19 protein-coding genes are annotated in these 25,039 nt (G+C 69.7%); 14 read left to right on the forward strand and 5 right to left on the reverse strand.

From position 1 onward, the window contains the following. Positions 1-15 precede the first annotated feature (15 nt). The 4 genes from nirB to GOAMR_RS16325 are packed head-to-tail and all read left to right on the forward strand — an operon-like array spanning position 16 to position 5,070. On the forward strand, positions 16-2,559 hold the full coding sequence (gene nirB, locus GOAMR_RS16310) for a nitrite reductase large subunit NirB (RefSeq protein WP_005190285.1): 2,544 nt from the start codon (positions 16-18) through the stop codon (positions 2,557-2,559). 56 nt (positions 2,560-2,615) lie between these two features. After that, entirely contained in the window at positions 2,616-3,086 is a 471-nt protein-coding gene (gene nirD / locus GOAMR_RS16315) for a nitrite reductase small subunit NirD (RefSeq protein ID WP_005190288.1), read from the forward strand. Next, entirely contained in the window at positions 3,083-4,324 is a 1,242-nt protein-coding gene (locus GOAMR_RS16320; RefSeq protein ID WP_005190291.1) for a uroporphyrinogen-III synthase, read from the forward strand. The genes nirD and GOAMR_RS16320 overlap by 4 nt, the downstream gene beginning before the upstream one ends. Next, complete coding sequence (locus GOAMR_RS16325) at positions 4,321-5,070, forward strand: sirohydrochlorin chelatase (protein ID WP_005190293.1); 750 nt, start codon at positions 4,321-4,323, stop codon at positions 5,068-5,070. Before GOAMR_RS16320 ends, GOAMR_RS16325 begins: the two co-directional genes overlap by 4 nt. A gap of 1 nt (position 5,071) precedes the next feature. Here the strand turns inward: GOAMR_RS16325 and GOAMR_RS16330 are convergent, their stop codons facing one another. Together GOAMR_RS16330 and GOAMR_RS16335 are read right to left on the reverse strand one after the other, a co-directional pair. Continuing rightward, positions 5,072-5,392, reverse strand: coding sequence for an MGMT family protein (locus GOAMR_RS16330; protein WP_005190296.1), 321 nt, complete (start codon positions 5,390-5,392; stop codon positions 5,072-5,074). Between the two features lie 4 nt (positions 5,393-5,396). Beyond that, the gene (locus GOAMR_RS16335; protein ID WP_005190299.1) at positions 5,397-6,185 is read right to left on the reverse strand and encodes an alpha/beta fold hydrolase; all 789 of its coding nucleotides are present in this window, start codon (positions 6,183-6,185) and stop codon (positions 5,397-5,399) included. Positions 6,186-6,276: 91 nt separating this feature from the next. Between GOAMR_RS16335 and GOAMR_RS16340 the strand changes: the two genes are divergently transcribed. From GOAMR_RS16340 to GOAMR_RS16385, 10 genes are all read left to right on the forward strand, one after another. Then, positions 6,277-9,828, forward strand: a complete 3,552-nt coding sequence (locus GOAMR_RS16340; protein WP_005190301.1) for an ATP-dependent helicase — start codon at positions 6,277-6,279, stop codon at positions 9,826-9,828. Positions 9,829-9,872: 44 nt separating this feature from the next. Next, positions 9,873-13,295, forward strand: a complete 3,423-nt coding sequence (locus GOAMR_RS16345) for an ATP-dependent helicase (protein ID WP_005190303.1) — start codon at positions 9,873-9,875, stop codon at positions 13,293-13,295. Between the two features lie 177 nt (positions 13,296-13,472). After that, positions 13,473-14,552, forward strand: a complete 1,080-nt coding sequence (locus GOAMR_RS16350) for a potassium channel family protein (protein ID WP_005190305.1) — start codon at positions 13,473-13,475, stop codon at positions 14,550-14,552. Further along, positions 14,545-15,552 (forward strand): NAD(+) diphosphatase, encoded by a 1,008-nt coding sequence (gene nudC, locus GOAMR_RS16355; RefSeq protein WP_005190308.1) that lies wholly within the window; start codon positions 14,545-14,547, stop codon positions 15,550-15,552. Before GOAMR_RS16350 ends, nudC begins: the two co-directional genes overlap by 8 nt. A 46-nt stretch (positions 15,553-15,598) precedes the next feature. Continuing rightward, on the forward strand, positions 15,599-15,877 hold the full coding sequence (locus GOAMR_RS16360) for a mycoredoxin (RefSeq protein ID WP_040515634.1): 279 nt from the start codon (positions 15,599-15,601) through the stop codon (positions 15,875-15,877). Between the two features lie 84 nt (positions 15,878-15,961). Next, the gene (locus GOAMR_RS16365) at positions 15,962-18,061 is read left to right on the forward strand and encodes an ATP-dependent DNA helicase UvrD2 (protein WP_005190316.1); all 2,100 of its coding nucleotides are present in this window, start codon (positions 15,962-15,964) and stop codon (positions 18,059-18,061) included. A 131-nt stretch (positions 18,062-18,192) separates the two neighbouring features. Continuing rightward, positions 18,193-18,561: a hypothetical protein gene (locus tag GOAMR_RS16370; protein WP_005190318.1), complete on the forward strand. Its 369-nt coding sequence runs from the start codon at positions 18,193-18,195 to the stop codon at positions 18,559-18,561. A 175-nt stretch (positions 18,562-18,736) separates the two neighbouring features. Next, positions 18,737-19,024, forward strand: a complete 288-nt coding sequence (locus GOAMR_RS16375; protein WP_005190321.1) for a WhiB family transcriptional regulator — start codon at positions 18,737-18,739, stop codon at positions 19,022-19,024. 237 nt (positions 19,025-19,261) lie between these two features. Continuing rightward, positions 19,262-20,062 (forward strand): class I SAM-dependent methyltransferase, encoded by an 801-nt coding sequence (locus tag GOAMR_RS16380; RefSeq protein WP_005190323.1) that lies wholly within the window; start codon positions 19,262-19,264, stop codon positions 20,060-20,062. Beyond that, entirely contained in the window at positions 20,049-21,113 is a 1,065-nt protein-coding gene (locus tag GOAMR_RS16385; protein WP_005190328.1) for a polysaccharide deacetylase family protein, read from the forward strand. Before GOAMR_RS16380 ends, GOAMR_RS16385 begins: the two co-directional genes overlap by 14 nt. 20 nt (positions 21,114-21,133) lie before the next feature. Here the strand turns inward: GOAMR_RS16385 and GOAMR_RS16390 are convergent, their stop codons facing one another. The 3 genes from GOAMR_RS16390 to GOAMR_RS16400 all read right to left on the reverse strand — a co-directional run bounded on the left by GOAMR_RS16390 (position 21,134) and on the right by GOAMR_RS16400 (position 24,980). Then, positions 21,134-22,450 carry an ABC1 kinase family protein gene (locus GOAMR_RS16390; protein ID WP_040515593.1) on the reverse strand — a complete coding sequence of 439 codons (1,317 nt, stop codon included), beginning with the start codon at positions 22,448-22,450 and terminating at the stop codon, positions 21,134-21,136. A 50-nt stretch (positions 22,451-22,500) separates the two neighbouring features. Beyond that, on the reverse strand, positions 22,501-23,418 hold the full coding sequence (locus GOAMR_RS16395) for a hypothetical protein (protein ID WP_005190333.1): 918 nt from the start codon (positions 23,416-23,418) through the stop codon (positions 22,501-22,503). A gap of 74 nt (positions 23,419-23,492) precedes the next feature. Next, a complete protein-coding gene (locus tag GOAMR_RS16400; protein ID WP_005190336.1) occupies positions 23,493-24,980 on the reverse strand; it encodes a zinc-dependent metalloprotease in 1,488 nt (495 codons plus the stop codon). Between the last annotated feature and the right edge of the window lie 59 nt (positions 24,981-25,039).

Raw genomic sequence — 25,039 nt, forward strand, 5'->3', positions numbered from 1 at the left:
GAGGAGTACTTTCAGATGAGCAGGCAGACAGTGGTGGTCGCGGGCCACGGCATGGTCGGACACCGGTTCGTACAGTCACTACGCAACCATGATTCCGGCGGCGACTGGGATGTGGTGGTGATCGGCGAAGAAGCAGATCCCGCCTACGACCGGGTGGCCCTGTCCTCCTATGTCGGTTCCTGGCAACGTGATTCGCTGGCCCTGGACGGCAACACCTACGCCGGTGACGAGGCGGTGACCAGCCACCTCGGTGAGCTGGTCACCGCGATCGACCGGTCCGGCAAGCGGGTCACCACCGACTCCGGCCGGGTCGTCGACTACGACGCGCTGGTGCTGGCCACCGGGTCGTACGCGTTCGTCCCGCCGGTCGACGGGCACGATCACGAGCGGTGCTTCGTCTACCGCACCCTCGACGACCTCGACGGCATCCGCGCCACCGCGGAGGCCGCCGGGCCGGGAGCGGTGGGTGTGGTCGTCGGCGGCGGCCTGCTGGGGTTGGAGGCCGCCAACGCGCTCAAGCTGCTCGGGATGACCCCGCATGTGGTCGAGTTCGCTCCGCGGCTGATGCCGATGCAGGTCGACGAGGGCGGCGGCGCCGTACTCAAGGGCCTCATCACCGATCTCGGCCTGCACGTCCACACCGGTGTGGGCACCTCGAGCATCGCCGACCACCCGGAGCTGCCCGGAGCACTGCGGGTCACCCTCAGCGACGACTCCACCATCGATGCCGCCCTCGTGGTGTTCTCGGCCGGTGTGCGCCCGCGCGATCAGCTGGCCCGCGAGGCCGGTATCGAGGTCGCCGAGCGCGGTGGTGTGCTCACCGACACCTCGTGCCGCACATCGGATCCCGACGTGTACGCGATCGGTGAGGTGGCCGCGGTCGACGGCCGCTGCTACGGCCTGGTGGCCCCCGGCTACACCACCGCGGAGGTGGTCGCCGACCACCTGCTCGGCGGCGACAGCCGATTCCCGGGAGCGGACCTGTCCACCAAGCTCAAGCTGCTCGGCGTGGACGTCGCCAGCTTCGGCGACGCGATGGGCACCACCGAGAACGCACTCGAGATCGTCTACCACGACCCGGTGGCCGGCAGATACGCCAAGCTCGTGCTCTCCGACGACGCCAAGACCCTGCTCGGCGGCATCCTCGTCGGTGACGCGTCGGCGTACGCGATGCTCAAGCCGATGGTCGGCCGGGAGATCCCCGGCGACCCGTCGGCACTGATCGTGCCGAGCTCGTCGGGGCCGGCCCTCGGTGTGGACGCGCTGCCCGACGACGCCGAGATCTGCTCGTGCAACGGCGTGTCCAAGGGCACCATCTGCTCGGCGATCGCCGACGGCGCCTGCGACCTGGCGGCCATCAAGGGCTGCACCTCGGCCGGCACCACCTGCGGCGGCTGCCTGCCGTCGGTGAAGTCGCTGCTGGCGGCCTCCGGCGTCGAACTGAGCAAGGCGCTGTGCGAGCACTTCTCGCAGTCCCGTGCCGAACTGTTCGAGATCGTGTCGGTCACCGGTATCCGCACCTTCTCCGCGCTGATCACCCGTTTCGGCACCGGCCTGGGCTGCGACATCTGCAAGCCGACCGTCGCGTCCATCCTGGCGTCCACCTCGAGCGACCACATCCTCGACGGTGAGCAGGCTGCGCTGCAGGACACCAACGATCACTTCCTGGCCAACATGCAGAAGAACGGCTCGTACTCGGTCGTTCCGCGGATGCCCGGCGGCGAGGTGACCCCGGAGCAGCTCATCGTCATCGGCGAGATCGCCCGCGACTACGGTCTGTACACCAAGATCACCGGCGGTCAGCGCATCGACCTGTTCGGTGCCCGCGTCGACCAGCTCCCCGAGATCTGGCGGCGCCTCGTCGACGCCGGTATGGAGTCGGGCCAGGCGTACGGCAAGAGCCTGCGCACGGTGAAGAGCTGTGTCGGATCCACCTGGTGCCGCTACGGCGTGCAGGATTCGGTGGGAATGGCGGTGTTCCTGGAGAAGCGGTACCGCGGCCTGCGGTCCCCGCACAAGATCAAGTTCGGTGTCTCCGGATGTGCCCGCGAGTGCGCCGAGGCCCGCGGCAAGGACGTCGGCGTCATCGCCACCGAACACGGCTGGAACCTGTACGTGGCCGGCAACGGCGGGCAGAGTCCCAAGCACGCGGTGCTGCTGGCCGGCGGGGTGGATGACCAGACCCTGGTCGCCTACATTGATCGGTACCTGATGTTCTATATCCGCACCGCGGACAGGCTGCAGCGCACCGCGCCGTGGCTGGAGTCCCTGGAAGGCGGGCTGGAGCATCTCAAAGCGGTCGTCTGCGATGACAGTCTCGGACTGGCCGCCGAATTGGAGGAAGCGATGGAACGCCATGTCGCGGGGTACCGCGACGAATGGGCCGCGGTGCTCGACGACGAGGAAAAGCTGAGCCGCTTCGTCTCGTTCGTCAACGCCCCGGAGGTCGCCGACCCGACGATCCGTTTCGCGGACTACGAACGCCGCGTGCCGGTGCTGCTCGACATGCCCCCGATGCCGCCGGCGCCTGCCGAACAGGATTCACCGGCATCGGTGTAGCCCGGCCCCATCCGACCTGACCCGATCGGCTCTTCCCAGCCCGAAGGAGCACCGCAATGACAACACAACAGACCACAGCACAGACCGCCGGCGACGACGTGATCGTGCCCGCCGGCACCGCCCTCCGTGAGGTGACGGCACAGCATCCCGACGCCGTGGACGGCACCTGGGTCCGCGCCTGCCGGCTGTCCGACCTGTCGATCGGCCGGGGCGTGGGCGTGCTCGGCCCCGGCTTCGAGCAGGTCGCGCTGTTCCGCGTGCCCGCCGCCGAATCCGACCGTGAGGCCGCGGCCGGACGCAGCAAGCTGTACGCCGTCGGCAACATCGACCCGTTCGCGCGGGCCGCGGTGATGTCGCGCGGACTCACCGGCGACCGCGACGGCGAGCCGATGGTGACCAGCCCGCTCGGCAAGCAGGCGTTCTCGCTGCGCACCGGCGTGTGCCTCGACGACGACTCGCGGTCGTTGACGAGCTACGCGGTGATCGTGCGTGACGGCGCCGTCGAGGTGTTCTTCCCGAAACGATGAGTACCGATTTCCCAGAGTCCGCACCGGCCACCGCCCGTGCCCGCACCACCCCGGCCACCCGCCCGGCGCCCGACTGCGCCGACGACGGCCCCGAGGACGGCGCGGCGCTGCCCCTGACCGGTTTCACGATCGGGATCACCGCGGCACGCCGGTCCGAGGAGTTCGGCGCGCTGCTCACCCGGCGCGGCGCCGAGGTGATGTCGGCGCCGACGATCATGATCGTGCCGCTCGCCGACGACTCGGCGCTGGCCGAGGTCACCGAGGAGATCATCGCCGACCCGCCCGAGTTGATGGTGGCCACCACCGGCATCGGCTTCCGCGGCTGGGTCGAGGCCGCCGAGGGCTGGGGCAACGCCGAGGGCCTGTTGGCGGCGCTCGGGCGCAGCCGGCTGATTGCCCGTGGTCCCAAGGCCAAAGGCGCCATCCGGGCGGCCGGCCTGACCGAGGAGTGGTCGCCGGACAGCGAATCGTCGTCGGAGGTGCTCGACAAGCTGCTCGACGAGGGCGTCGACGGCAGGCGGGTGGCGGTGCAGTTGCACGGGGCGACCACCGAATGGGAGCCGCTGCCGGACTTCTGCGACGTGCTGCGCGCGGCCGGAGCCGAGGTGCTGCCGGTGCCGGTGTACCGCTGGCAGGTACATCCGGACGTGGCCCGCATCGACAAGCTGATCGCGGCGGTGATCCGGTCCGACCTGGATGCGATCACCTTCACCAGCGCGCCCGCCGTGGCGGCGCTGTTCACCCGCGCCAAGGAACTGGGCAAGATGGCCGCGCTCACGCACGCCATGCGCACCTCCGTGCCTGCCTTCTGTGTAGGCTCGGTGACGGCGGGTCCGCTTGAAGCGCAGCAGGTTCCGACGATCTATCCGCACCGCTACCGATTGGGTGCGCTGGCCCGGCTGATCACCGAGGAACTGCCGCGGCGCAGTCACCGGCTCCGGGTGCACGGCCACGACACCGCCATCCGCGGCCAGTCGGTGATGGTCGACGGCAACCTGCTCGAACTGTCCGCCACCAGCATGACCCTGCTCAAAACCCTCGCGGTCACCCCGGGGCGGGTGGTCTCGCGCACCGATCTGCTCGCCGGTCTGCCCGGCGACAGCAGCGACACCCATGCCGTCGAGGTGGCAGTGGCGAGACTGCGTGCCGCACTGGGGGATCCGAAGATGATCCAGACGGTGGTCAAACGAGGCTACCGGCTGGCCGTCGATCTCGAATACGACGGGGAGGACGAATGAACACACCTTTGCCACTCGGCGACCGGATGCGGGACGTCAGTCCCGTCATCGTCGCCCACGGAACACGAAACCCGCACGGCGTCACCATGATCGCCGAGATCGCCGCCGCCGTGAGTGAGCGGATCGGGACCACCCGCACGGCGTTCGTCGACGTCCTCGGCCCGACACCCGCCGAGGTGCTCTCCGATCTCGCCGACGATCGTCCGGCCGTCGTCGTACCCGCCTTTCTGGCCTCGGGATACCATGTGCGCCAGGATCTTCCGGGGCACATCGAGGAGTCGGGCCGGCCCGGGACGATCGTCACCCGGGCACTGGGCCCGGATCCGGTGATCGCCGCCGTGCTGCGGCTTCGGCTGATCGAGGCCGGCTGGGAGCCGGGCGACGTGGTGGTGCTGGCCGCGGCCGGCTCCTCTGATGCCTCCGCGCGCGGCCAGGTGCATCTGGCCGCCCGCCAGCTCGAATCGCTGATCGGTGGGCGGGTGGAGGTCGGTTTCATTGCCACCGCTGAACCCACTGTGCCGCAGGCGATCACCCGGGCACGACGGCGTCTGCGCCGCGGCGGCAAGCTGGTGGTGGCCAGCTACCTGCTGGCGCCCGGCCTCTTTCACTCCCGGCTTTTCGGGATGGACGTCGACGCCGTCGCCGAACCCCTCGGTGCCGACCCCCGCATCTGCGACCTCATCGTCACCCGCATGCGCGCCGCCGTCAGTCCTTACCGCCGCCCCGCCGCCGTCACCTGGCGCTAGGTCATGCTTGCTGGTCCGGGGGGAGTTCCGGGTGCCAACGGCACTCGCGCAGGTGGATGCGGCCGTCGGTGATGGGGACGCCCTCCTGCCGGAGGCGTTCGAGCTGACGGCTCTCCAGGTGTGGTGCGGGGCGGCCGCTTGCGGGTACCACCCGGTGCCAGGGGAGGTCGGCCGAATCGGTGCGCATGATCGCGCCGACGATCCGCGGCGACGACAGGCCGACGGCCGCGGCCAGGTCGCCGTACGTGGTGACCTGGCCCTCGGGGATGGCGGCGACCAGGGCCCGGACCGCCTCGATATCGTCGTCGGAAATTGTGGCCATCGGATTACCAGATCGCCTCGCGGATCAGCCGGGCCACCAGCACCGGTTCCAGGAACGGCACCATGTGCTCACAATCGGCATGCAGCACAGTCACATCCGGTCCGCAGTCGGCGATGAACCGCTCGCTGATGAACGGCGGATCGACACGGTCGGCGACCACGATCGTCGTCGGGATCCCGGCGGGTGGCTGCACCGCGGGACGGGACATCTCGCTCCACGCCGTCGCGGCGGCGGGGGCGCCGACCCGCCACTGCACCCGGCCCGCCGCATTCGGCACCAGGTGTGTCTCGATCTCGTGGTCGAGGATGTGGCCGGGAACCAGCGCCCAGCCCTCGGCGCATTTGGCCGACCGGGCGGCCTCGGCGTCGGCGTAATCCCAGTTCTCCAGGCTCGCGGTGGACACCTCGAGCGCCCGCTGCGGGTCGAGACCCTGTGCCGGGTCGAGTGCGATGATCGCACGCACCCGGACCGGGGAGGTGGCCAGCCGGTGCGCCAGACGCATCGCCAGCGCGCCGCCGAATGAATGCCCCACGATGACCAGGTCGGACGGGTCCTCTTTCACCACAACCTCTTCGAGGCCGTCGAGGTTGGCCTCGAACGACCACGGCGGCGTGAACGGCGACTGCCCGTGCCCGCGCAGATCCGGGGCGACGATGCGGACCTCCGGCAGATCGGCGGCCAGGAACCGCCAGCGATCGCCGTGCCCGGTGAGGCCGTGGATCGCCAGAACCGTGGGTGTACCGGCCAACAGGTCGTCGCGGGCCGGGCCGAAGGTGTGGGTGAACAGGGTCATACCGGCCATTATCCCGGACCGGGCGGCGGGTGAGCTGGGCGGTGCCGGGCGTGTGGGGACCGTGTCGGTGGCCCGTGATTGCATAGGGATCATGTCCCGCAGACCCGAGCCCCGCAATCAGCCCGTGCGGGGTACCGCCCTGCGCGCGCGGCTGGTCGCCGCGCACGGGTCGGCGGGTACCGAGCGTGAGTGGCCGTCGCAGGTGCGCACGGTCATCGGCGATGTGCAGCGGCCACCGGACGCGCGCGCCTGGCGTCCGTACCGGGTGCACGGGGGACCGGGTACGGGGAAGACGGCGCTGGTCGTCGACGCCGCCGTAGCCCGGCTGTCCACGCCCGGTGTGGACCCGGAGTCTGTGCTGGTGGTCGCGCCCAGCCGCCGGGCGTCGATCGCGTTGCGCGAGGAGATCACCCGTCGGGTGCTCGCAAGAACCGACGGTTTCGGGGGCGCGCTGCGCGAGCCGTTGGTGCGGACAGTGCACTCGTATGCCTTCGCGATCCTGCGCCTTCAGGCAGCCGCGCACGGCAATCCGCCGCCCCGGCTCATCACCGGTTCCGAACAAGACGTGGTGCTACGCGAACTGCTCGCCGGTGACATCGAGGACGGCGCGGAGTACTGGCCCGCCCACCTGCGGCCGGCGCTGGGCACCGACGGCTTCGCCCAGGCGTTGCGTGATCTGCTGATGCGTGCGGCCGAACGCGGCGCCGGTCCCGAGGAACTCATCGCGCTCGGCCGTGAACACACACGCCCCGAATGGGTTGCGGCCGGACACGCCTACGCCCAGTACGAGCAGACGATGCTGTTGCGCGGCAGCGTCGGCCTGTCCACACCTGGTGCCTCCGCGCCGGCCGTCGACGCCGCCGAACTCGTCGGCTCGGCGCTGTCGGCGTTCGCCACCGACCCGGACCTGCTGACCGCGCAGCGCCGCCGTATCCGGCATCTGATCGTCGACGACGCCCAGCACCTCGACCCGCAGGCCGCCTATCTGCTCAGACTGGTCGGCACCGGTACCGCGTCGACGATCATCACCGCCGACACCGATCAGTCGGTGTTCGGATTCCGGGGCGCCAGCCCGGTGTTCGCCGACGGCCTCGCCGAATCGGGCAGCGACCACGACATCGTCCTCACCGAGAACCTGCGCTCGGCACCCGAGGTCAACCGGGTCGGCGCGCTCCTGGCCCGCCGCCTCCCCGGCGCCCGCCCCCACCCGTACCCGGAACCGTCGGGAGCCGGGGCTCCCCGGCGAGATGAGACACCTGACGACACCACCTCCCTACCAGGCTCCGCAACCGTCCGCGTATTCAGTTCCACCGCAAAGGAAGCCACCGCGGTGGCCGACCTTCTCCGTCGGGCGCACCTGTTCGAAGGGGTGCCGTGGTCGCGGATGGCGGTGATCGTGCGGTCGGTGTCGCTGTCGCTGCCGGCGCTGCGCCGGGCCTTCCGGTCGGCGGGGGTGCCGATGGTCACGCAGACCTCCGATCTGCCGCTGCACCGGCAGCGCGCGGTGCTCGGACTGATGCTGGCGCTACGGGCGATCGCCGCACGTGAGGACCATCAGGCGCAGACCCGACCATCGAATCCAGAGATTTTCGGGATCGACCACACCGTCGACCTGGTGACCGGGGTGATCGGCGGCGCCGATCCGGGGGCGATGCGCAGGCTGCGCCGTGGTATCCGCCGCTACGACGAGGCGCATCTGGCGGAGGTGGCGCCAGAGGGCGACGTGCCCGATTCCCTGGTGTCGCTGCGGGCGGCGATCCTCGACGACGAGGTCGCCGAACGCTACGCCAAAGTACTGTCCGACACCGAACTCGCACCCTTGAACCGCGTCCGCAAGGCGATCGGAGCGGGTTATAAGGCGCATACCGCGGGACTCGGCCTCGAACACAGCCTGTGGGCGGCGTGGCAGGCAACCGGACACGACAGGCGCTGGGCGGCAACGGCATTGCGCGGCGGGCCGATCGGGGAGCAGGCCGACCGGGATCTGGACGCGGTGATCGCCATGTTCGAGGCGGCCGGCACCTTCACCGACAACCTGCCGGCCGCCGGACCGGCCGCCTTCGTGCACTACCTGACGCAGTTGCAGATTCCCCGCGACAGCCGCACCCCGCATGTCGCCGCGGAGTCGGTGGCGGTGATCTCGGCGCACGCGGCGGTGGGTCGCGAATGGGACGTGGTGGCCGTGGCCGGGGTGGCGGACGGGCTGTGGCCGTCGCTGCGCAGCCGGGGCAGTGTGCTGGCCACCGGCCCGCTCATCGACCTGCTCGACGGTGTGCACCCCGACGCCGTCGACACCGTCGCCCGTGGCTCGGTGGCGCTGGCCGACGAGCGCAGGCTGCTGCTGGTGGCGTGTACCAGGGCGCGGCGCACCCTGATGCTCTCGGCCGTCGACGACGGCGACACCTCGTCGCCGTCGCGGTTCCTGCTGGAGATCGCCGACGCCCTCGGGGCGAGCACGGTGGCGGGGGAAGTCCCGGTCCCGACGGATGGTGACCTCGCGGAGGACCACGTGCCGTCGGCGGACCTGCCCCTCGACCCGGGCGTCGATCGGGTCCTGTCGCTGCCGTCGCTGGTGGCCGCGTTGCGCAGCGCGCTCGTCGCGGGAACAGCAGGCGGGGGACCAGAAGGCGGGGGACCAGAAGGCAGGAGAACCGAAGGCGCGGAACCGGATGCGGTGCGCCGGGCCGATGCCGCTGCCACGCTGCTGGCCGAACTCGCGGACGCCGACGTGCCGGGTGCGCATCCGCGGGATTGGTATGGGCTGGCCGGCCCGAGCACCGACGTCGCGCTGTGGTCTCCCGACGGCGGTCCGGTGGTGCTGTCGCCGTCCACCACCGAAACCTTGTCGCTGTGTTCGCTGCGCTGGCTGCTCGAACGGCACGGCGGGCGCGACGGCGATCAGGCGCCCGCGGTCACCGGCACCCTGGTGCACACGCTGGTGCAGGCGACGGCGGGCAAGATCGACCCGGCCGAGGTGACCGCCGCGCTGCGCGAGGTGTGGGACCGTGTCGACACCGGTGCGGCATGGTTCTCGCGCCGCGAACTCGAACGCGCCGAGGCGATGCTCGTCAATTTCCGTGAATGGCTGCGGGTGTCGAGGTCCGACCTCACCGAGTTCGGGGTGGAGGCCGATATCAACGCGGTCCTTCCTCCGGAGCGGAGCGCGGAGGAAGCGGGTGACCGGGACGATCCGGCGGTGCGCCTACGCGGCCGGATCGACAGGCTCGAACTCGACCATCAGGGCCGTCCGGTGGTGATCGATGTGAAGACCGGCAAGACCCCGATCTCCAAGGCCGACGCCCAGGACCACGCCCAGCTCGCCACCTACCAGGTGGCGCTGAGACTCGGCGGCATACCGGGTGCCGCCGGCACTGTCGGCGGTGACAAGAGCGCCGGGAGTGAGACCGGCGGTGGCCGGCTCGTGTACGTGTCCAAGGACAATCGCACCACCGGAGCGGCGGAGAGGGTGCAGGACGCCCCCGATGCCGAGGTGATGGACGAGTGGATCACATTGATACGCAAGGCCGCCCGTGCGTCGGTGGGGCCGAGGTACGCCGCCACCCCGAACCCGGGCTGCCCGCACTGCCCGGTCGCCACCAGTTGTCCGGCACATCTCGAAGGCAGGACGGTGCTCGATGATTAGTGCTAAGTCCTTGGCTGCAGCTCTCGAGGACGGGACGGCCCCACATGATCAGTGCTAAGTCCTTGGCTGCGGCTCTGGGTTTGCCGTCGCCGACGGAGGAGCAGGTCGCCGTCATCGAGGCGCCGATGGAACCGGTGCTGGTGGTGGCCGGTGCCGGTGCGGGCAAGACCGAGACGATGGCCTCGCGGGTGGTGTGGCTGGTGGCCAACCAGCTCGCCGGGCCGGAGGAGGTCCTCGGCCTGACGTTCACCCGCAAGGCGGCCAGCGAACTGGGCGCCCGGATCCGGCGCAGGCTGTCGATGCTGGCCGGGTCGCCGGCACTGCGCACCTGGGATCCGGCCGGCACGCTCGCGGCCCGGCTGCGGAGTACCGATCCCGAAGTCAGCACCTATCACGCCTACGCCGGCCGGCTCATCGCCGACTACGGGCTGCTGCTGCCGGTGGAACCCTCATCGACGCTGCTGTCGGAGACCGAGCTGTGGCAGTTGGCGTTTTCGGTGGTGTCGAACTGGACGGGTGAGCTCGACACCGACAAGACCCCGGCATCGGTCACTGAGGCGGTGCTGTCGCTGTATTCGGAACTGGCCGAACATCTCGTGGACGTGTCGGCCCTGGAGACCGCGGGCGACACCCTGTACGGGCTGATCGACACGTTGCCGAAGGGGCCGCGACAGCGCGCCGAACCGAGCCAGGCGCTGCGCAAGATCCAGACGGTGATCGACGAACGCAGGCAGATGGTGCCGCTGGTGGTGGCGCTCGGCGACGAGATGCGCAGGCAGTCCGCGCTGGACTTCGGATCGCAGATGTCGATGGCGGCGCGGCTGGTCCGCGACAACCCGGAGGTCGCCGCATCCGAGCGGGCGGCGGTGCGGGCGGTGCTGCTCGACGAATACCAGGACACCGGCCATTCGCAGCGAATCCTGTTGTCCTCCTTGTTCGGTCGCCGTACGGAGGGCGTGCCGTCGGTGGCGGTGACCGCGGTGGGTGATCCGATCCAGTCGATCTACGGCTGGCGCGGTGCGTCGGCGGCCAACCTGCCCCGGTTCACCAGGGATTTCCGGTGGTCCGACGGCTCGGAGGCCCGGCGGCTGGAGTTGCTGACGAGCTGGCGCAACAGCCGGACCGCGCTCAAGCTGGCCAACGAGACATCGGAGGAGTTGCGCCGCAAGGGTATTCCGGTGAGTGTGCTGCGTCCCCGGGAGGGGGCGCCGCCGGGCGTGGCGCGAGTGACTTTGTGCGACACCGTCGTCGACGAGCGGGAGTGGGTCGCCGACCGCATCGAGGACCGGTACCGGGCGGCCGAGGAGGCCGGTCAGGCGCCGCCCACCGCGGCGATCCTGGTGCGCCGCAACGAGGATTCGGCGCCGCTCGCCGCGGCCCTGGCTGCCCGCGGTATCCCGGCCGAGGTGGTGGGTATCGGTGGGCTGCTGCATGTTCCGGAGGTCGCCGACATCGTCGCCATGCTCAGACTGGTGGCCGACCCGCTGGCCGGGTCGGCGGCGATGCGCCTGCTCACCGGTCCGCGCTGGCAGCTGGGCGCCAAGGACATCGACGCGTTGTGGCGGCGGGCCCGGGAGCTCGCGGTGGCCACCAATTACGGGGCGTCGGGGGTGGTGGACAACCGGGAGGAACTCGACAAGGCCCTCGACGCCGTGCTGCCCACCGACCTGATCGATCAGGCCGGTCTCGGTGACGCGCTGGTGGATCCGGGCGACCCGGACCGCTACAGTCCCGACGGGTTCGCCCGCATCCGGGTGTTCGGCGGGCAGCTGGAATCGTTGCGCCGCAGGATCGGTCAGCCGCTGCCGGAACTGGTCGCCGACGTCGAACACACCATGGGGGTGTCGGTGGAGGCGCAGATCCAGGCGCGGCGGATGCGCGGAACCGTCACCGGCCGTGAACAGCTCGACGCCTTCGCCGAGTACGTGTCGCGGTTCGCCGACCGGCCGGGCGCCAACCTGCCGGGCCTGCTGTCGTTCCTGGACGCGGCACAGTCCATCGAAAAGGGCTTGGAGCCCGGGCATGTGGAGGTGTCCGAACATCGGGTGCAGATCCTGACGGTGCACGCCGCCAAGGGCCTCGAATGGGACGTGGTGGCCGTGGTACATCTGTGCGACCGGATCTTCCCGGGCGGCAAGGCCGATTCGACGTGGCTGGGCAGCGCCCGGGAACTGCCCGCCGAGCTGCGTGGCGATCTCGCCGATACCGCCGCGAAAGGTGGTGAAACCGGCACCCGACCATCAGAATCGGAGGGGTTTCCGCGGTGTGATGTGTCGGGTGCTTCCGACCGCAAAGAGCTGGAGACGATCCTCGATGAGCACAAGGAGGCGATCAAGGAACGCCGGCTGGAGGAGGACCGCAGGCTGCTGTACGTGGCGCTCACCCGCGCCAAGGAGGAACTGCTGGTGTCGGCGCACCACTGGTCCGAGGGTGACGAGAAGCCGCGCGGGCCGTCGCTGTTCTTTGCCGAACTGCTGGAGATCACCCAGACCGCACTGACCGACCCGGCCGCCGATTCCGAAGGGCTACAGGTAGATTGGATCGTCGACCCGCCCGCCGACGGCGAGACCAACCCGCTCGCCGAACGCGATACCTCGCGACCGTGGCCGCACGACCCGCTCGCCGGCCGCCGTGACGTGATGCGAGCCGCCGCAGACCGGGTGCTCGATGCGTTGGCGCACCGGGAGGTGTCCGGGCTGTTTGAGGTGCCGGCCGCTGCGCCGCCGCGAACCACCAAGCGCGGCAGCAGAAAACGCAAACCCGCAGAACCCGCGCCGGTGATACCCGTGGCGCAGGATCCGGTGATCACGGCGTGGCGTGCCGAGGCCGACGCGCTGCTCGCCGAACTGCGCGGCGTCAACCAGGCGCTCATCGAGGTCGAACTGCCCGCCCACCTGTCGGTGAGTCAGCTCGTCGAACTCGACACCGACGAACAGACCTTCGCCCAGCGACTGCGCCGGCCCACCCCGTTCCCGCCCAATCCGACGGCCCGGCGCGGCACCGCCTTTCACGCCTGGGTGGAACGCTGGTTCGGCGCTACCCGGCTCCTCGACATCGACGAGCTGCCCGGCGCCGCCGACGCCACCGCCAGTCCTGACTCCGACCTCGATGCGCTGCGCGAGCGGTTCCTCGCCTCGCGGTGGGCCCAGCGCACCCCGAGCGAGGTGGAGGTGCCGTTCGAGACGGCGATCGGGTCGACGGTGATCCGTGGCCGCATCGACGCCGTGTTCGCCGAGGGGGAGGGGCGCTGGCTGGTCGTCGACTGGAAAACCGGTGCGGTGCCCGAACCCGCGAAACGCACATCGCTGATCGTGCAGCTCGCCGCCTACCGGATCGCGTGGGCGCAACTGCAGGACGTGCCGGTGGAGAAGGTGCGGGCGGCGTTCCACTACGTGCGATCCGGGGAAACGCTCGAACCGGACGATCTGCCGGACCGGGAGGCACTGGCGGCGCTGCTGGCCAAATAGGCTGCTCGCCAAACAGGCCCGGACGATCGCCGTCGGCCTGTCGTGTCGGCCCTGCTTGCGAAACCGCCGGAGGGTACTAGATTCAAGGTCTTGTGAGGCATAGACCGCGGGCGACGCACCATCGGGGGGCGGACACCGCGCCCGGCGAGCAGTCGTTCATGACCGTCAGGCGCCGGTGTGGCCGTTCGTAACCGAATCCGCAACCGGCTGCGGTCGGACCAGCTGTCGGAGGGTCCCGACTACGCGCTCGTCGGCGTCATCAGCATCCCCGAGCTGCAGGCCAGCCCGTGGCGGGCCATCGGCAAGCGTGTCGTATTCGCGGTCGTCGCGCTGTTCTTCACAGCGGTCATCGTCTACATCGACCGGGCCGGCTACCGCGACGCGCAGAACAACCCGCTGTCGTTCCTCGACTCGCTCTACTATTCGGCGGTCACCCTCTCGACCACGGGGTACGGCGACATCACACCGCTGTCGCCGTCGGCGCGGCTGGTGAACATCCTGATCATCACGCCGATGCGCGTGCTGTTCCTGATCGTGCTGATCGGTACGACCCTCGAGGTGCTCACCGAACGGTCCCGGCAGGCCCTGAAGATTCAGCGTTGGAGGAACTCTGTGCGTAATCACACGGTGGTGATCGGTTACGGCACCAAGGGCCGTACCGCCGTCGAGGCGATGATCGGCGACGGTATCAAGCCGGCGGAGATCGTGGTTGTCGACGGCGACGCCGCGGCGCTGGAGGCGGCCGCGCAGGACGGCCTGGTGACGGTGCGCGGCGACGCCACCAAATCGGACGTGCTGCGGCTGGCGGGGGTGGCGCACGCCGCGGCGATCGTCGTGGCCACCAACCGCGACGACACCGCCGTGCTGGCGACGCTGACCGCGCGCGAGATCAACCCGCGCGCCAAGATCGTCGCCTCCATCCGCGAGGCGGAGAATCAGCACCTGATGCGGCAGTCGGGCGCCAACTCGGTGGTCGTGTCGTCGGAGACCGCCGGCCGGCTGCTGGGCATCGCCACCAAGACACCGACGGTGGTGGAGGTGATCGAGGACCTGCTCACCCCGGACGAGGGGTATTCGATCGCCGAACGCGAGGTGGACCCGACCGAGACAGGGGGCTCGCCCAAACACACCAAGGACATCGTGCTGGGCGTCGTCCGCGAGGGTGTGCTGTACCGGGTCGACAACAGCAAGGTGGAACAGATCGAGGCGGGCGACCGCCTGCTGTACGTGAGACAGGGTGGTCCCTCCGATGACTGAGAATCTCTCGCCCGGGCCGGGCGGGCCGCGGTTCACGCTGCCGCAGCCGCCACTGCTGTCGCGGGCCACGTACCACCGGGCCGACGAACTCCGCGACGACCCCGACGCCCTGCGGGCGGGCTGGCCGGCCGCGCAGGTGCTGCTGGTCGATTCCACCGGCCGCTATCCGGTGGCGGACGACGGCTCGCTGCACTGGGTCGACGCCCAGGCCCTCGGCGCGCAGCCGGGCCCGGATGCCGTGTTCCTCGGTGTGCTGGGCGAGGGCGAGGGCGCACACGGAGGGCACAGGTGGGCGCGGCGCGTCGACCACATCGACGGCCCGACCGCCGACCCGCGACGCGGTGCCGAACTGCTCGGCGCCGACGAGGCCGGTTTGCTGGCCACCGCACTCGGCATCCTCAATTGGCATGCCACCGCCCGGTTCTCCCCTTCCGACGGGGTCCCGATCGTCGCCGCGCGGGGCGGCTGGGTACGCCGGCCCGCCGCCGGTCCCGACGAGGTGGGACAGCCCAAGGCGACAGCCGGCGACGAGTTCCCGCGCACCGACCCGGCGATCATCACGGTCGTGCACGACGGTGCCGACAGGGTGCTGCTCGGCAGGCAGGCGGTGTGGCCCGACGGCTGGTACTCGACGCTCGCCGGCTTCGTCGAACCGGGCGAATCACTCGAGCAGTGTGTGATCCGGGAGGTCCACGAGGAGGTCGGCATCACCGTGCACGACCCGCGCTACCTGGGCAGCCAGCCGTGGCCGTTCCCGCGGTCGCTGATGCTCGGCTTCGAGGCGATCGGAAACCCAGACGAACCGCTGAACTTCCTCGACGGTGAGATCGGCGACGCCATCTGGTTCCACCGTGACGAGGTCCGGGAGGCGCTCGCCGCGGGTGGCAGCTGGTCCGGTTCGGACGCCGGCGCCGCGGCCGGCGCGGACGCTCCGAGGCTACGTCTGCCCGGCTCGATCTCGATCGCTCGGGCCATGATCGAGGCCTGGGCCGCGCAGTAGGCGAGCCGTCCGGAACACCACGCCGACCTGTGGTGTTATGGGTTTCATGAGCAATGTGATCGACGACGACACACGTACCTCCGACGACGGCGAACTGACGATGTACACCACCTCCTGGTGTGGCTACTGCCGTCGCCTCAAAACCGCGCTCAAGGCCAGCGGCATCAGCTGGCAGGAGATCGACATCGAGGTCAACCCCGATGCGGCCGAGTTCGTCGGCAGCGTCAACGGCGGCAACCACGTGGTGCCCACCGTCCGGTACGCCGACGGCACCACCGCCACCAACCCGTCGATCGCCGACGTCAAGGCCAAGCTCGGGGTATGACCGGCGCGGCCGTCGGACGGGTGTGCGAAGCGCCTGTCCTGTGTCCCTGAGCCGCTGTCGTACCCGGCTGCGATAGTGGGGGACGTGTCCGACATCCTCGATGGTCTCGATCCCGAGCAGCGTGCCGCCGTCCTCGCCCCCCGCGGACCGGTGTGCGTGCTGGCCGGCGCGGGCACCGGCAAGACCCGGACCATCACCCGGCGCATCGCGCACCTCACCTCGTCCGGTCAGGTCAACCCGGGACAGGTTCTCGCGGTCACGTTCACCGCGCGGGCGGCGGGTGAGATGCGTGGGCGGCTGCGGTCGCTCGGCGTCGGCGGGGCGGGTTCGGTGCAGGCACAGACCTTCCATGCCGCCGCGCTGCGGCAACTGCGCTACTTCTGGCCGCAGGTGTTCGGTGAGCTGCGCTGGGAACTGCTCGACAACAAGTTCCAGGTGGTCTCGCGCGCGGCCAACCGGGTGGGCCTGTCCACGTCCAAGGAGTCGGTGCGCGACCTCGCCGGTGAGATCGAATGGGCCAAGGCGTCGCTGATCGGTCCGTCCGGTTACGCCGAGCACGTTGCCGAGATCGGCCGTGAGACACCGCAACCCGCCGACAACGTGGCCCAGGTCTTTGCCCTGTACGAACGTCTGAAGGTCGGCGAGAACGGCGACCGGCTGTTCGATTTCGACGATCTGCTGATCTACACCACCGAGATCCTGCGCACTGAACGCGCGGTGGCCGAGGAGTTCCGCGAACGCTACCGCTGTTTCGTCGTTGACGAGTATCAGGACGTCACCCCGGTGCAGCAGGGGCTGCTCGACGAATGGCTCGGCGCCCGCGACGACCTGACGGTGGTGGGCGACGCCAACCAGACCATCTACTCGTTCACCGGCGCCACCCCGTCATATCTGCTCGACTTCACCCGCCGGTTCCCCGACGCCACGCTGGTGCGCCTCGAACGTGACTACCGCTCGACGCCGCAGGTTGTCGGCCTCGCCAACCGGGTGATCGGGCAGGCCCGCGGCCGCATCGCCGGAACCCGGCTGCGGCTGCTCGGTCAGCGGCCCGCCGGACCGGAACCGGTGTTCGCCGAATATCCCGACGGTCCGGCGGAGGCGGCTGCCGTGGCCACCCGGGTCGCCGCGCTGATCGAGCAGGGCGTGGCGGCGTCGGAGATCGCGATCCTGTACCGGATCAACGCGCAGTCGGAGAACCACGAGCAGGCCCTCACCGAGGCCGGTATCCCGTACCAGGTGCGCGGGGGCGAATCGTTCTACACCCGCACCGAGGTGCGGCAGGCGATGCGCGGACTCACCGAGGCGGCCCGCCGCGACGATCTGCCCGCCGACGCCGACGTCGTGACCCTCACCCGGGCCGTGCTGGTGCCGCTCGGGCTGTCGGACGAGGAGCCCGCGGGTGCGCAGGCGCGGGCACGCTGGGAGTCGCTGCGGGCGCTCGCCGCACTCGTTGACGACATGGCCTCGGCCAACCCGGAGCTGACCCTGCGCAATGTGGTGGCCGAACTGAACTCACGCGCCGAGTCCCGGCACCCGCCGACGGTGCAGGGCGTCACCCTGTCGTCGCTGCACGCCGCGAAGGGCCTGGAATGGGATGCGGTGTTCCTCGTCGGGCTCACCGACGGGTCCCTGCCGATCTCGCAGGCCATTGACGCCGGCTTCGACGCCATCGAGGAGGAACGGCGCCTGTTCTACGTCGGCGTGACCCGGGCCCGGGAACATCTGCAGGTGTCATGGGGTCTGGCCCGCAACGAGGGCGGCCGCCCCCGGCGCCGCTCGCGCTTCCTCACCGACGACGTGGTGCCTGACGGTTCGCCCGCCTCCCGGATCGCCGAACCCGGTCCGGTGCGCCGCGGCCCGTCGTGCCGGATCTGCGGCACCCGCCTGGTCGGATCGGCGGCGGCGCTGCTCGGCCGGTGCGAACGCTGCCCGGCCGACCTCGACGAGGACCTGCTCGCCGAACTCAAACAGTGGCGCGCCGAGGTGGCCGACGCCAAGAAGGTGCCGGGCTTCACCGTCCTCAGCGACAAGACGCTGACCGCGATCGCCGAGCAACTCCCGGTCACCGACCGTGACCTGCTCCGTATCCGCGGCATCGGCCAGAAGAAGCTCACCGACTACGGCGAGGACATCGTCGCGATGGTCACGAGTGCGGGCCTCAGCAAAACCGCAGGTCAAAAATAGGTTGTGCGGTTTCTGATCGCCCTCTACTCTGGTCAGCACGACACGGGGAGAGTGTCTTGCGTTCCACACCGGGTGGCTCGCCGATAACCTCAGCAGTCTCCCGATCTAGCACGGAAAGGAGTGTCGGAGCGATGAATGGCTACACGATCGACGATGAGTTCGTGACCGGCGCTGCACCGTGCGCGGCCGATACCCATATGGCGGTCTCATCGCTGTGTGCGTATCAGATCGCTGATCGGGTTTCGAGCACCGATCATGCGGCTCCGGTGGCCGACGCCCATCTGGCGTTGTTCACCGGTGACGATGCGACCCCAGTGCAGGCACGACTCGTCGACGGACCCCATCGTCCGTGGCGTAGCTGTGAACCCGTCGGCAAGGAGAAGCCCGCCCCCGAGGCGATCGCTCCCGTCGGTGCACTGCGCATCGCGAAAGCCGGTATCGCAGCGATGGTGCGAGCCAAGCAACGATTCCCCGTGTTCTCACCGGAATCCCCGAGGTAGGGGACACCGGACAGCACAGGCCACGGGCGGATCGCGACGACGAACCCCGTGGCCTTTTTGATTGTGAATCCCCGAAACCGTTTCTCTCCCACGAGGACCGGACACCCGGAGACCACATCGCAGGCAGCGGGTCAGTCACCACAAGACCGACAGCAAACCTAGATGTGGAGAAATTATGACCGTCGAGTACGTACTCGAGTCCTGTATGGAGGCGGACCGCCGGCCCGTCCTCGACCTGCCCTGCCAGGTGACCGACGCCGACCTGTGGTTCGCCGAGGATCCCCGTGATCTCGAGCAGGCCAAGGCGCTGTGCGCGCAGTGCCCGCTCCAGGCCGAGTGCCTGCGGGCGGCGCTCGATCGGGCCGAGCCCTGGGGCGTGTGGGGCGGCGAGATCTTCGAGCGCGGCACCGTCGTGGCGCGCAAGCGGCCGCGTGGCCGGCCGCGGAAGAACGCCGTCGCCTGATGTCCGGCCCGAACCCGGGGACACCGGAAGCGCAGGTCGAAATAAGGTAGGCCGCCCTCATCGCGAGGGCGGCCTACCGGTCGTCGCGAGACCGATCCGATATGTGCGTTCTGAGGTATCTGGGCAGGTCAGCACTCATCGTGGAGGGCGACATCTGCCGGAAGGGAGCTTAGGGTAACCTAAACGGCCGACGGTGTAAGTGCCCTGACGCCGGTTCGGGGCCGTCAGGGGATAGCGATGACCATTCTGGAAGTGAATCGGACGGCTCTGGCCAAGCGTGTCCTCGGTGAGGACGGCTACCAGCGGGCGATCCGCAAGTGGGGGATCTGGAAGCAGCGCCCCCGCGTGGGCCATGTGCGGTTCGGGCAGCTGCGGCGCACCGAACCCATCTGCCGCGAATACGGCTTCGCGCGTGGCCTCCCCATCGACCGGTATTACATCGAGAAGTTCCTCGACACCGAACGCGCCCTGGTCACAGGCCGGGTACTGGAGATCGGGGAACGCACCTACACCGAACGCTTCGGCCACGACGTCGCGCGGTCGGACATGTCCCACTTCAACGAGGTGCCCGGCGCCACCTACGCCGCCGACCTCACCGACGCCCCGCACATCCCGAGCCACACCTACGACTGCATCATCATCACGCAGACCCTGCAGTTCATCTTCGACATGAAGGCCGCGGTCGCCACCCTGCACCGCATCCTCGCGCCCGGCGGGGTGGTGCTCTGCACCGTGCCGGGGATCAGCCAGATCGCCGACCCCGAATGGCAGGCGAGCTGGTCGCTGAACGAGGCCACCGCACAGTGGCTGTTCGCCACCGCCTTCGACGCCGACGAACTACGGATCACCACCAATGGCAACGTGCTGTCGGCGACGTCGTTCCTGCACGGGCTGGCCACCAGCGAACTCACCACCGACGAACTCGACGTCGTCGACTCCGAGTACCCGGTGACCGTGACCATCGTCGCCCGCAAGAAGCCCCCGGGCGAAGCCCGCAAGAAAGCCGCCGGCGAACCGGATACCGATGCGAGTTCCTGACGCCGGACTGGTCCGGTCGGTGATCCGCGGCGGGGTCCGCAGACGGATCCGCGGGTATCGCCGCCGCGGCGGAATCCTCATGTACCACCGCGTGATCGACGCCGCGTTCGACCCGTGGGGCATCTGCGTGTCGCCGCGGATGTTCGACGAGCAGATGCAGGTCCTCGCCGAACACCGCAGCACCGTCGACGCCGTGAGCTTCTCCGCCGACGGCGACGCCTACAGCCGGTCCGGCGAACGGCTCGCGGTCACCTTCGACGACGGCTACCTCGACAATGTGGTCGCCGCGCTCCCGATCCTCGAACGCCACGAGATCCCGGCGACGATCTTCGTGATCGGCAACGCCGTCGGCCGCACCCGCGAATTCTGGTGGGACGCACTCGAACGCGCGGTCCTCGCACCCACTGTCCTGCCCGTGGAACTGGAGATCACCCTCGGGGACGAGCGTCACCGGTACACCCTTGCCGACGGCTCCGCCGAGCAGGCCACCGATGGCTCCGCCGAGCAGGTCACCGACGGCCGCTGGCGCGCCGATGTCGATGCGGCCGTCACCGACCGGCAGCGGCTGTTCGCCACCCTGTGGGCCGCGATCGTCGTGCTCGACCCCGACGAGCAGGACCGGGCCGCCGACGACCTGCTCACCTGGTCCGGTCAGCGGGTGTCGGTGCCCCGGATCATGGTGGACGACAACGAGTTCGCCGAGCTCGCCGCGCATCCGCTGATCACCGTCGGCAGTCACACCCTCGACCATCTGTCGCTGACCGACCTGTCGCCGCGGCGCCAGCGCGACCAGATCCACGGCGGGCACCGGCGGATCGAGGAACTCGCCGGCCGCCGCATCACCTGCTTCTCGTTCCCGTTCGGCCGCTACGACGACTCGGCCGTGGCCGCCGCACGCGAACTCGGCGTCGACATCGCCTGTACCAGCGTGCCCGAGCCGGCGACCGTCACCGACGACCGGCACACGTTGCCCCGGTTGCAGGCACTCGACCTCGACGGCGATGCCTTCGCCCGCTGGCTCCGGGACGATCACCGGCTCCTGCGGGCCTGACCCGGCTCAGTCGAGAGAGTTCAGTCCGCGACGCCGGGAACCCACTTCTCCAAGATCGACCGGTACGGGGCCTCGGCGTCCATCTGCGCGGCGATGCCCACGCAGCCGGCGAGCACCCGGAACACCATCACGTACTGCTTGGGCACATTCAGGTGCCGCGATGTCTTGTACACGTCGCCGCGGATGTCGGTGGCCTTGCCCGCGGCCCGCTGCAACCATTTGCGGGTGAAATGGAACGACTCCGAATACAGCGGATCGACGTACGGCATCAGGTAGGTCTCGATGTCGGCGGCGCTCACCTTGTTGACGTGGTTGGGCAGGATGAAGTCGGCCTTCACCATCAGTGCCTTGAGCTCGTCGTACTGCTTGTCGCGGGCCAGCCGCAGGATGGGGCCGACGTCGGGCGGCAGGCCGTCGGGGAAGTGCCCGACCGCGCCGAAATCGAGGACGCCGAACCGGCCGTCATCGGTGAGGAAGAAGTTGCCGGGGTGCGGATCGCCGTGCAGCAACCCCACCCGCACCGGTGACGAGAACTCGAAGGTGGCGAGTTTGGCGGCGGCATCGTTGCGGGTGGCCTGGTCGCCGGTGCTGATGATGCGCGAGAGCGGGGTGCCGTCGAGCCATTCGGACACGATCACCTTGGGTGCGCTGGCGATCACCTTGGGAATCACGAAGTCGGGGTCGCCGGCGAAGGCCTTGGCGAAGGCGCGCTGATTGTCGGCCTCGCCGAGATAGTCGAGTTCGGCCTCGGTGCGGTCGATGAGCTCGTCCATCATCGACTTGACGTCGGTGCCCGGCGACATGCGCTGCATCAGGCCCGACATCCGCGACAGGGTTTTCAGGTCGGCCTTCAGCGCGTGGTCGGCGCCCGGGTACTGGATTTTGACGGCCACCTCGCGGCCGTCGGACCAGATGGCCTTGTGGACCTGGCCGATGCTGGCCGCGGCGGCGGGCGTGTCGGAGAATTCCCTGAACCGGCCACGCCACTTGGTGCCGAGCTGACGGTCGAGCACCTGGTGGACCTTGGCCGCGGGCAGCGGCGGCGCCTCGGCCTGCAGCTTGGTGAGCGCCTCACGGAACGGTTCACCGAACTCCTCGGGGATCGCGGCCTCCATGATGGACAGCGCCTGCCCTACCTTCATGGCTCCGCCCTTGAGCTCACCGAGAACGGCGAAGAGCTGCTCGGCGGCCTTCTCCATCAGTTCCTGGTTGACGGTGTCCTTGTCCTTGCCCGCGATGCGCTTGCCCAGACCCGCTGCCGCCCGCCCCGCCATACCGATGGGCAGGGCCGCCAGCTTGGCGTTCCGGCGCCCGGACCCTCGGGTGATCTCACTCATGCGCTTCCTTTCCCCACAGCGAGAGTAGCCGACCCCGAACGCCGGTGATCTCAGGAATCGCGCGTTGCCGTGCGGCACCCGCACAGCGGATGTGGTGTCCACTGGCGCAGTTCGATTCGGGTCGGCCGCGGGTGCAGTTCGAGGACGTGGTCGATCAGTTGCGGGTGGGCGTGGGCCGCCCCGTGGGCGGCCGCCGTCAGCGCGGCCGCCAGCTCCTCGATCTGCCACTGGGCGAGGGCGGCGGTGGCCCGGATCTGGGCGGGTGCCGCATCCGAGGTCCGGCCGACGAGCGCGGTCGAGATCTGCGGCCAGTGCGGCTCCAGGGTGGTGCGGTGATGGTCGGCGCAGCGCAGGCAACTGGTGTGTCCGGGCAGCACGAGTGGACCGATCAGGCCGACGCCGTCACGCATCCGCACCTGCAGGTGCGCCCGGCCCCGGCGCATCAGGGTGTCGACGACGTACGGGTCGGGGACGAGGTGGTCGGCGAGGATCGTCAGGTTCGCGTCCTCGAACGCCGTCACCGCGACACCGACGTGCGGTAGGTGGGTGCGCAACCGCGTCGTCAACGGGCCGCGGCCCTCGATGCTGACCCGCACCGTCCGGGGCGCGGGGCGGGCGTCACCGACGGTCCCGGTGGACACCCGTGGCACCGCGTCCTCGGTGGGCACGGCAAGCCCGGCCGTGACGAGCGAGCGCACGATGAGGGTGACATCGCGCCGCGTCAGACCCGCTCGCCGCGCTCGTCGGACGAGGTCGTCGCGGCGGCGCGGCACCCGCATCCAGGCCAGGAGCGCGCCCACCTTCTCCACGTCGATGCCGTCGCGCACGATCAGATCCAGACTGCCCGCCGGGCCGGAGCCGATACGGATCTTGTTGTGCGTCAACGTGATGACGTGGACGTGCGGACCCAGCGCCGGATAGGGCGCGGGTGGTGACTGTTCGGCGTCGGCGATGATCCCCCTGCTCACATGGCAAGTGTGCCAGCAGAATCAGCCGTCGACGGGGGTGAATGTGTGGGCTGTGGATAACCCGGACGAACTCCTCAGGCGTCGCCGTCGGTGTCTGAGCTGCCGCCCTTCTCGCGTTGCTCCTTGCCGCCCTTCTCGCGTTGCTCATTGGCACGCTCCTCCGCGAGGGTGCGCTCGAGTTCGGCGATGGGATCGTCGAAAGCGCTTGTGCCACCGCCGATCACCCGGTCGACGAAAGCGGCGGGATGGTCCAGATCGGTGGCGTCGGGGATCAGATCGGGATGCGCCCACACCCCGTCGCGGACCGTGATGTCGGAGGCGTCGAGCAGTTGCCGCCACAGCGCCGACGCCTCCCGCACCTTGCGGGGCCGCAATTCCAGCCCGATCAGCGTCGCGAAGGTCTGCTCGGCCGGGCCACCGGAGGCGCGTCGCCTGCGCATGGTCTCGGTGAGCGCACCGGTGCCGGGGATCCGGTCGCCGAGCGCCTTGGCCACCACCTGCTCCACCCAGCCCTCGATCAGCGCGAGCAGTGTCTCCATCCGGTTGAGCGCGGCCTGCTGCTCGGGAGTGGTCTTCGGCTCGAACGACGCCGACGAACTGATCAGCTCCTCCAGCTTGGACGGATCGGAGAGCAACTGGGTGGGATCGAGATCGGTGGTGAGCTGCTCGATGCCGCTGAAGTCGATACTGATGCCGCGGGCGTACTCCTCGACCGTCGACAGCAGCCGCTGCCGCAGCCACGGTACGTGTGCGAACAGCCGCACCGCCGCCGCCTCGCGGGCGGCGAGGAACACCATCACCTCCTGCGCGGGCTGTTCGAGGCCCTCGGTGAAGGTGCCGACGGCCTCGGGCAGCAGCACGGCGACACCGTCGGAGGCCAGCGGCAGCCCGATGTCGGTGCCGGTCAGTACCTCCTTGGCGAGCTGCCCGAGGCCCTGCCCGAGCTGCGTGCCGAACGCCATCCCGCTCATCTGCGTGAGCATGCCCATCATCGGGCCGGCGAACTGGGCGGCCTCGGCAGGCAGGTTGCCCTCCCAGGTCTTGGACAGTTGCACGGCGACCGGATCACAGAGGCGCTGCCACGTGGGCATCGTCTCCTCAAGCCATTGCACCGGAGTCCACGCCACCGACTTGGCGATGCCGCTGGGGAAGACGGTCGCGTCATCGAGCCACACCTCGGCGAGCCGGACCGCGTCCTCGACGGCCTTGTTCTCCCCGCCGCTGACGGGGGTGAAGTCACCGATCTGCTGCCGGGCCAGATTGGCGGCGAGCTGATAGTTCACCGGTCCCGACGATCCGCTGCCCGACAGTCCCGAACCCATACCGCTGAACAGGCTCCCGAGCTGCGAGAACATCTGTCCCAGCATCGCCGGGTTGAATGCCGACGGGTCGAAGTTCGAGGGATCGAAACCCTGTGCGCCGCCGAAGCCGAAACCGAACGGATCCTGGCCGCCGGAACCCTTCCCGGTGTTGCCGCCGTCCTTGTCGCCGCTCTTGTCGCCGGAATCGCGGCGATCGTCGTCGTCGCCGGAGGAGGAGAAACCGAAGGGCAGGTCAGTCATACCTTCAACGGTACAGTTCGGGCACCGGCGCTACCGGCCGGAGGCACCGCATACACTCG

Origin of the sequence: Gordonia amarae NBRC 15530 (assembly GCF_000241345.1) — a bacterium.
GTDB lineage: Bacteria > Actinomycetota > Actinomycetes > Mycobacteriales > Mycobacteriaceae > Gordonia > Gordonia amarae.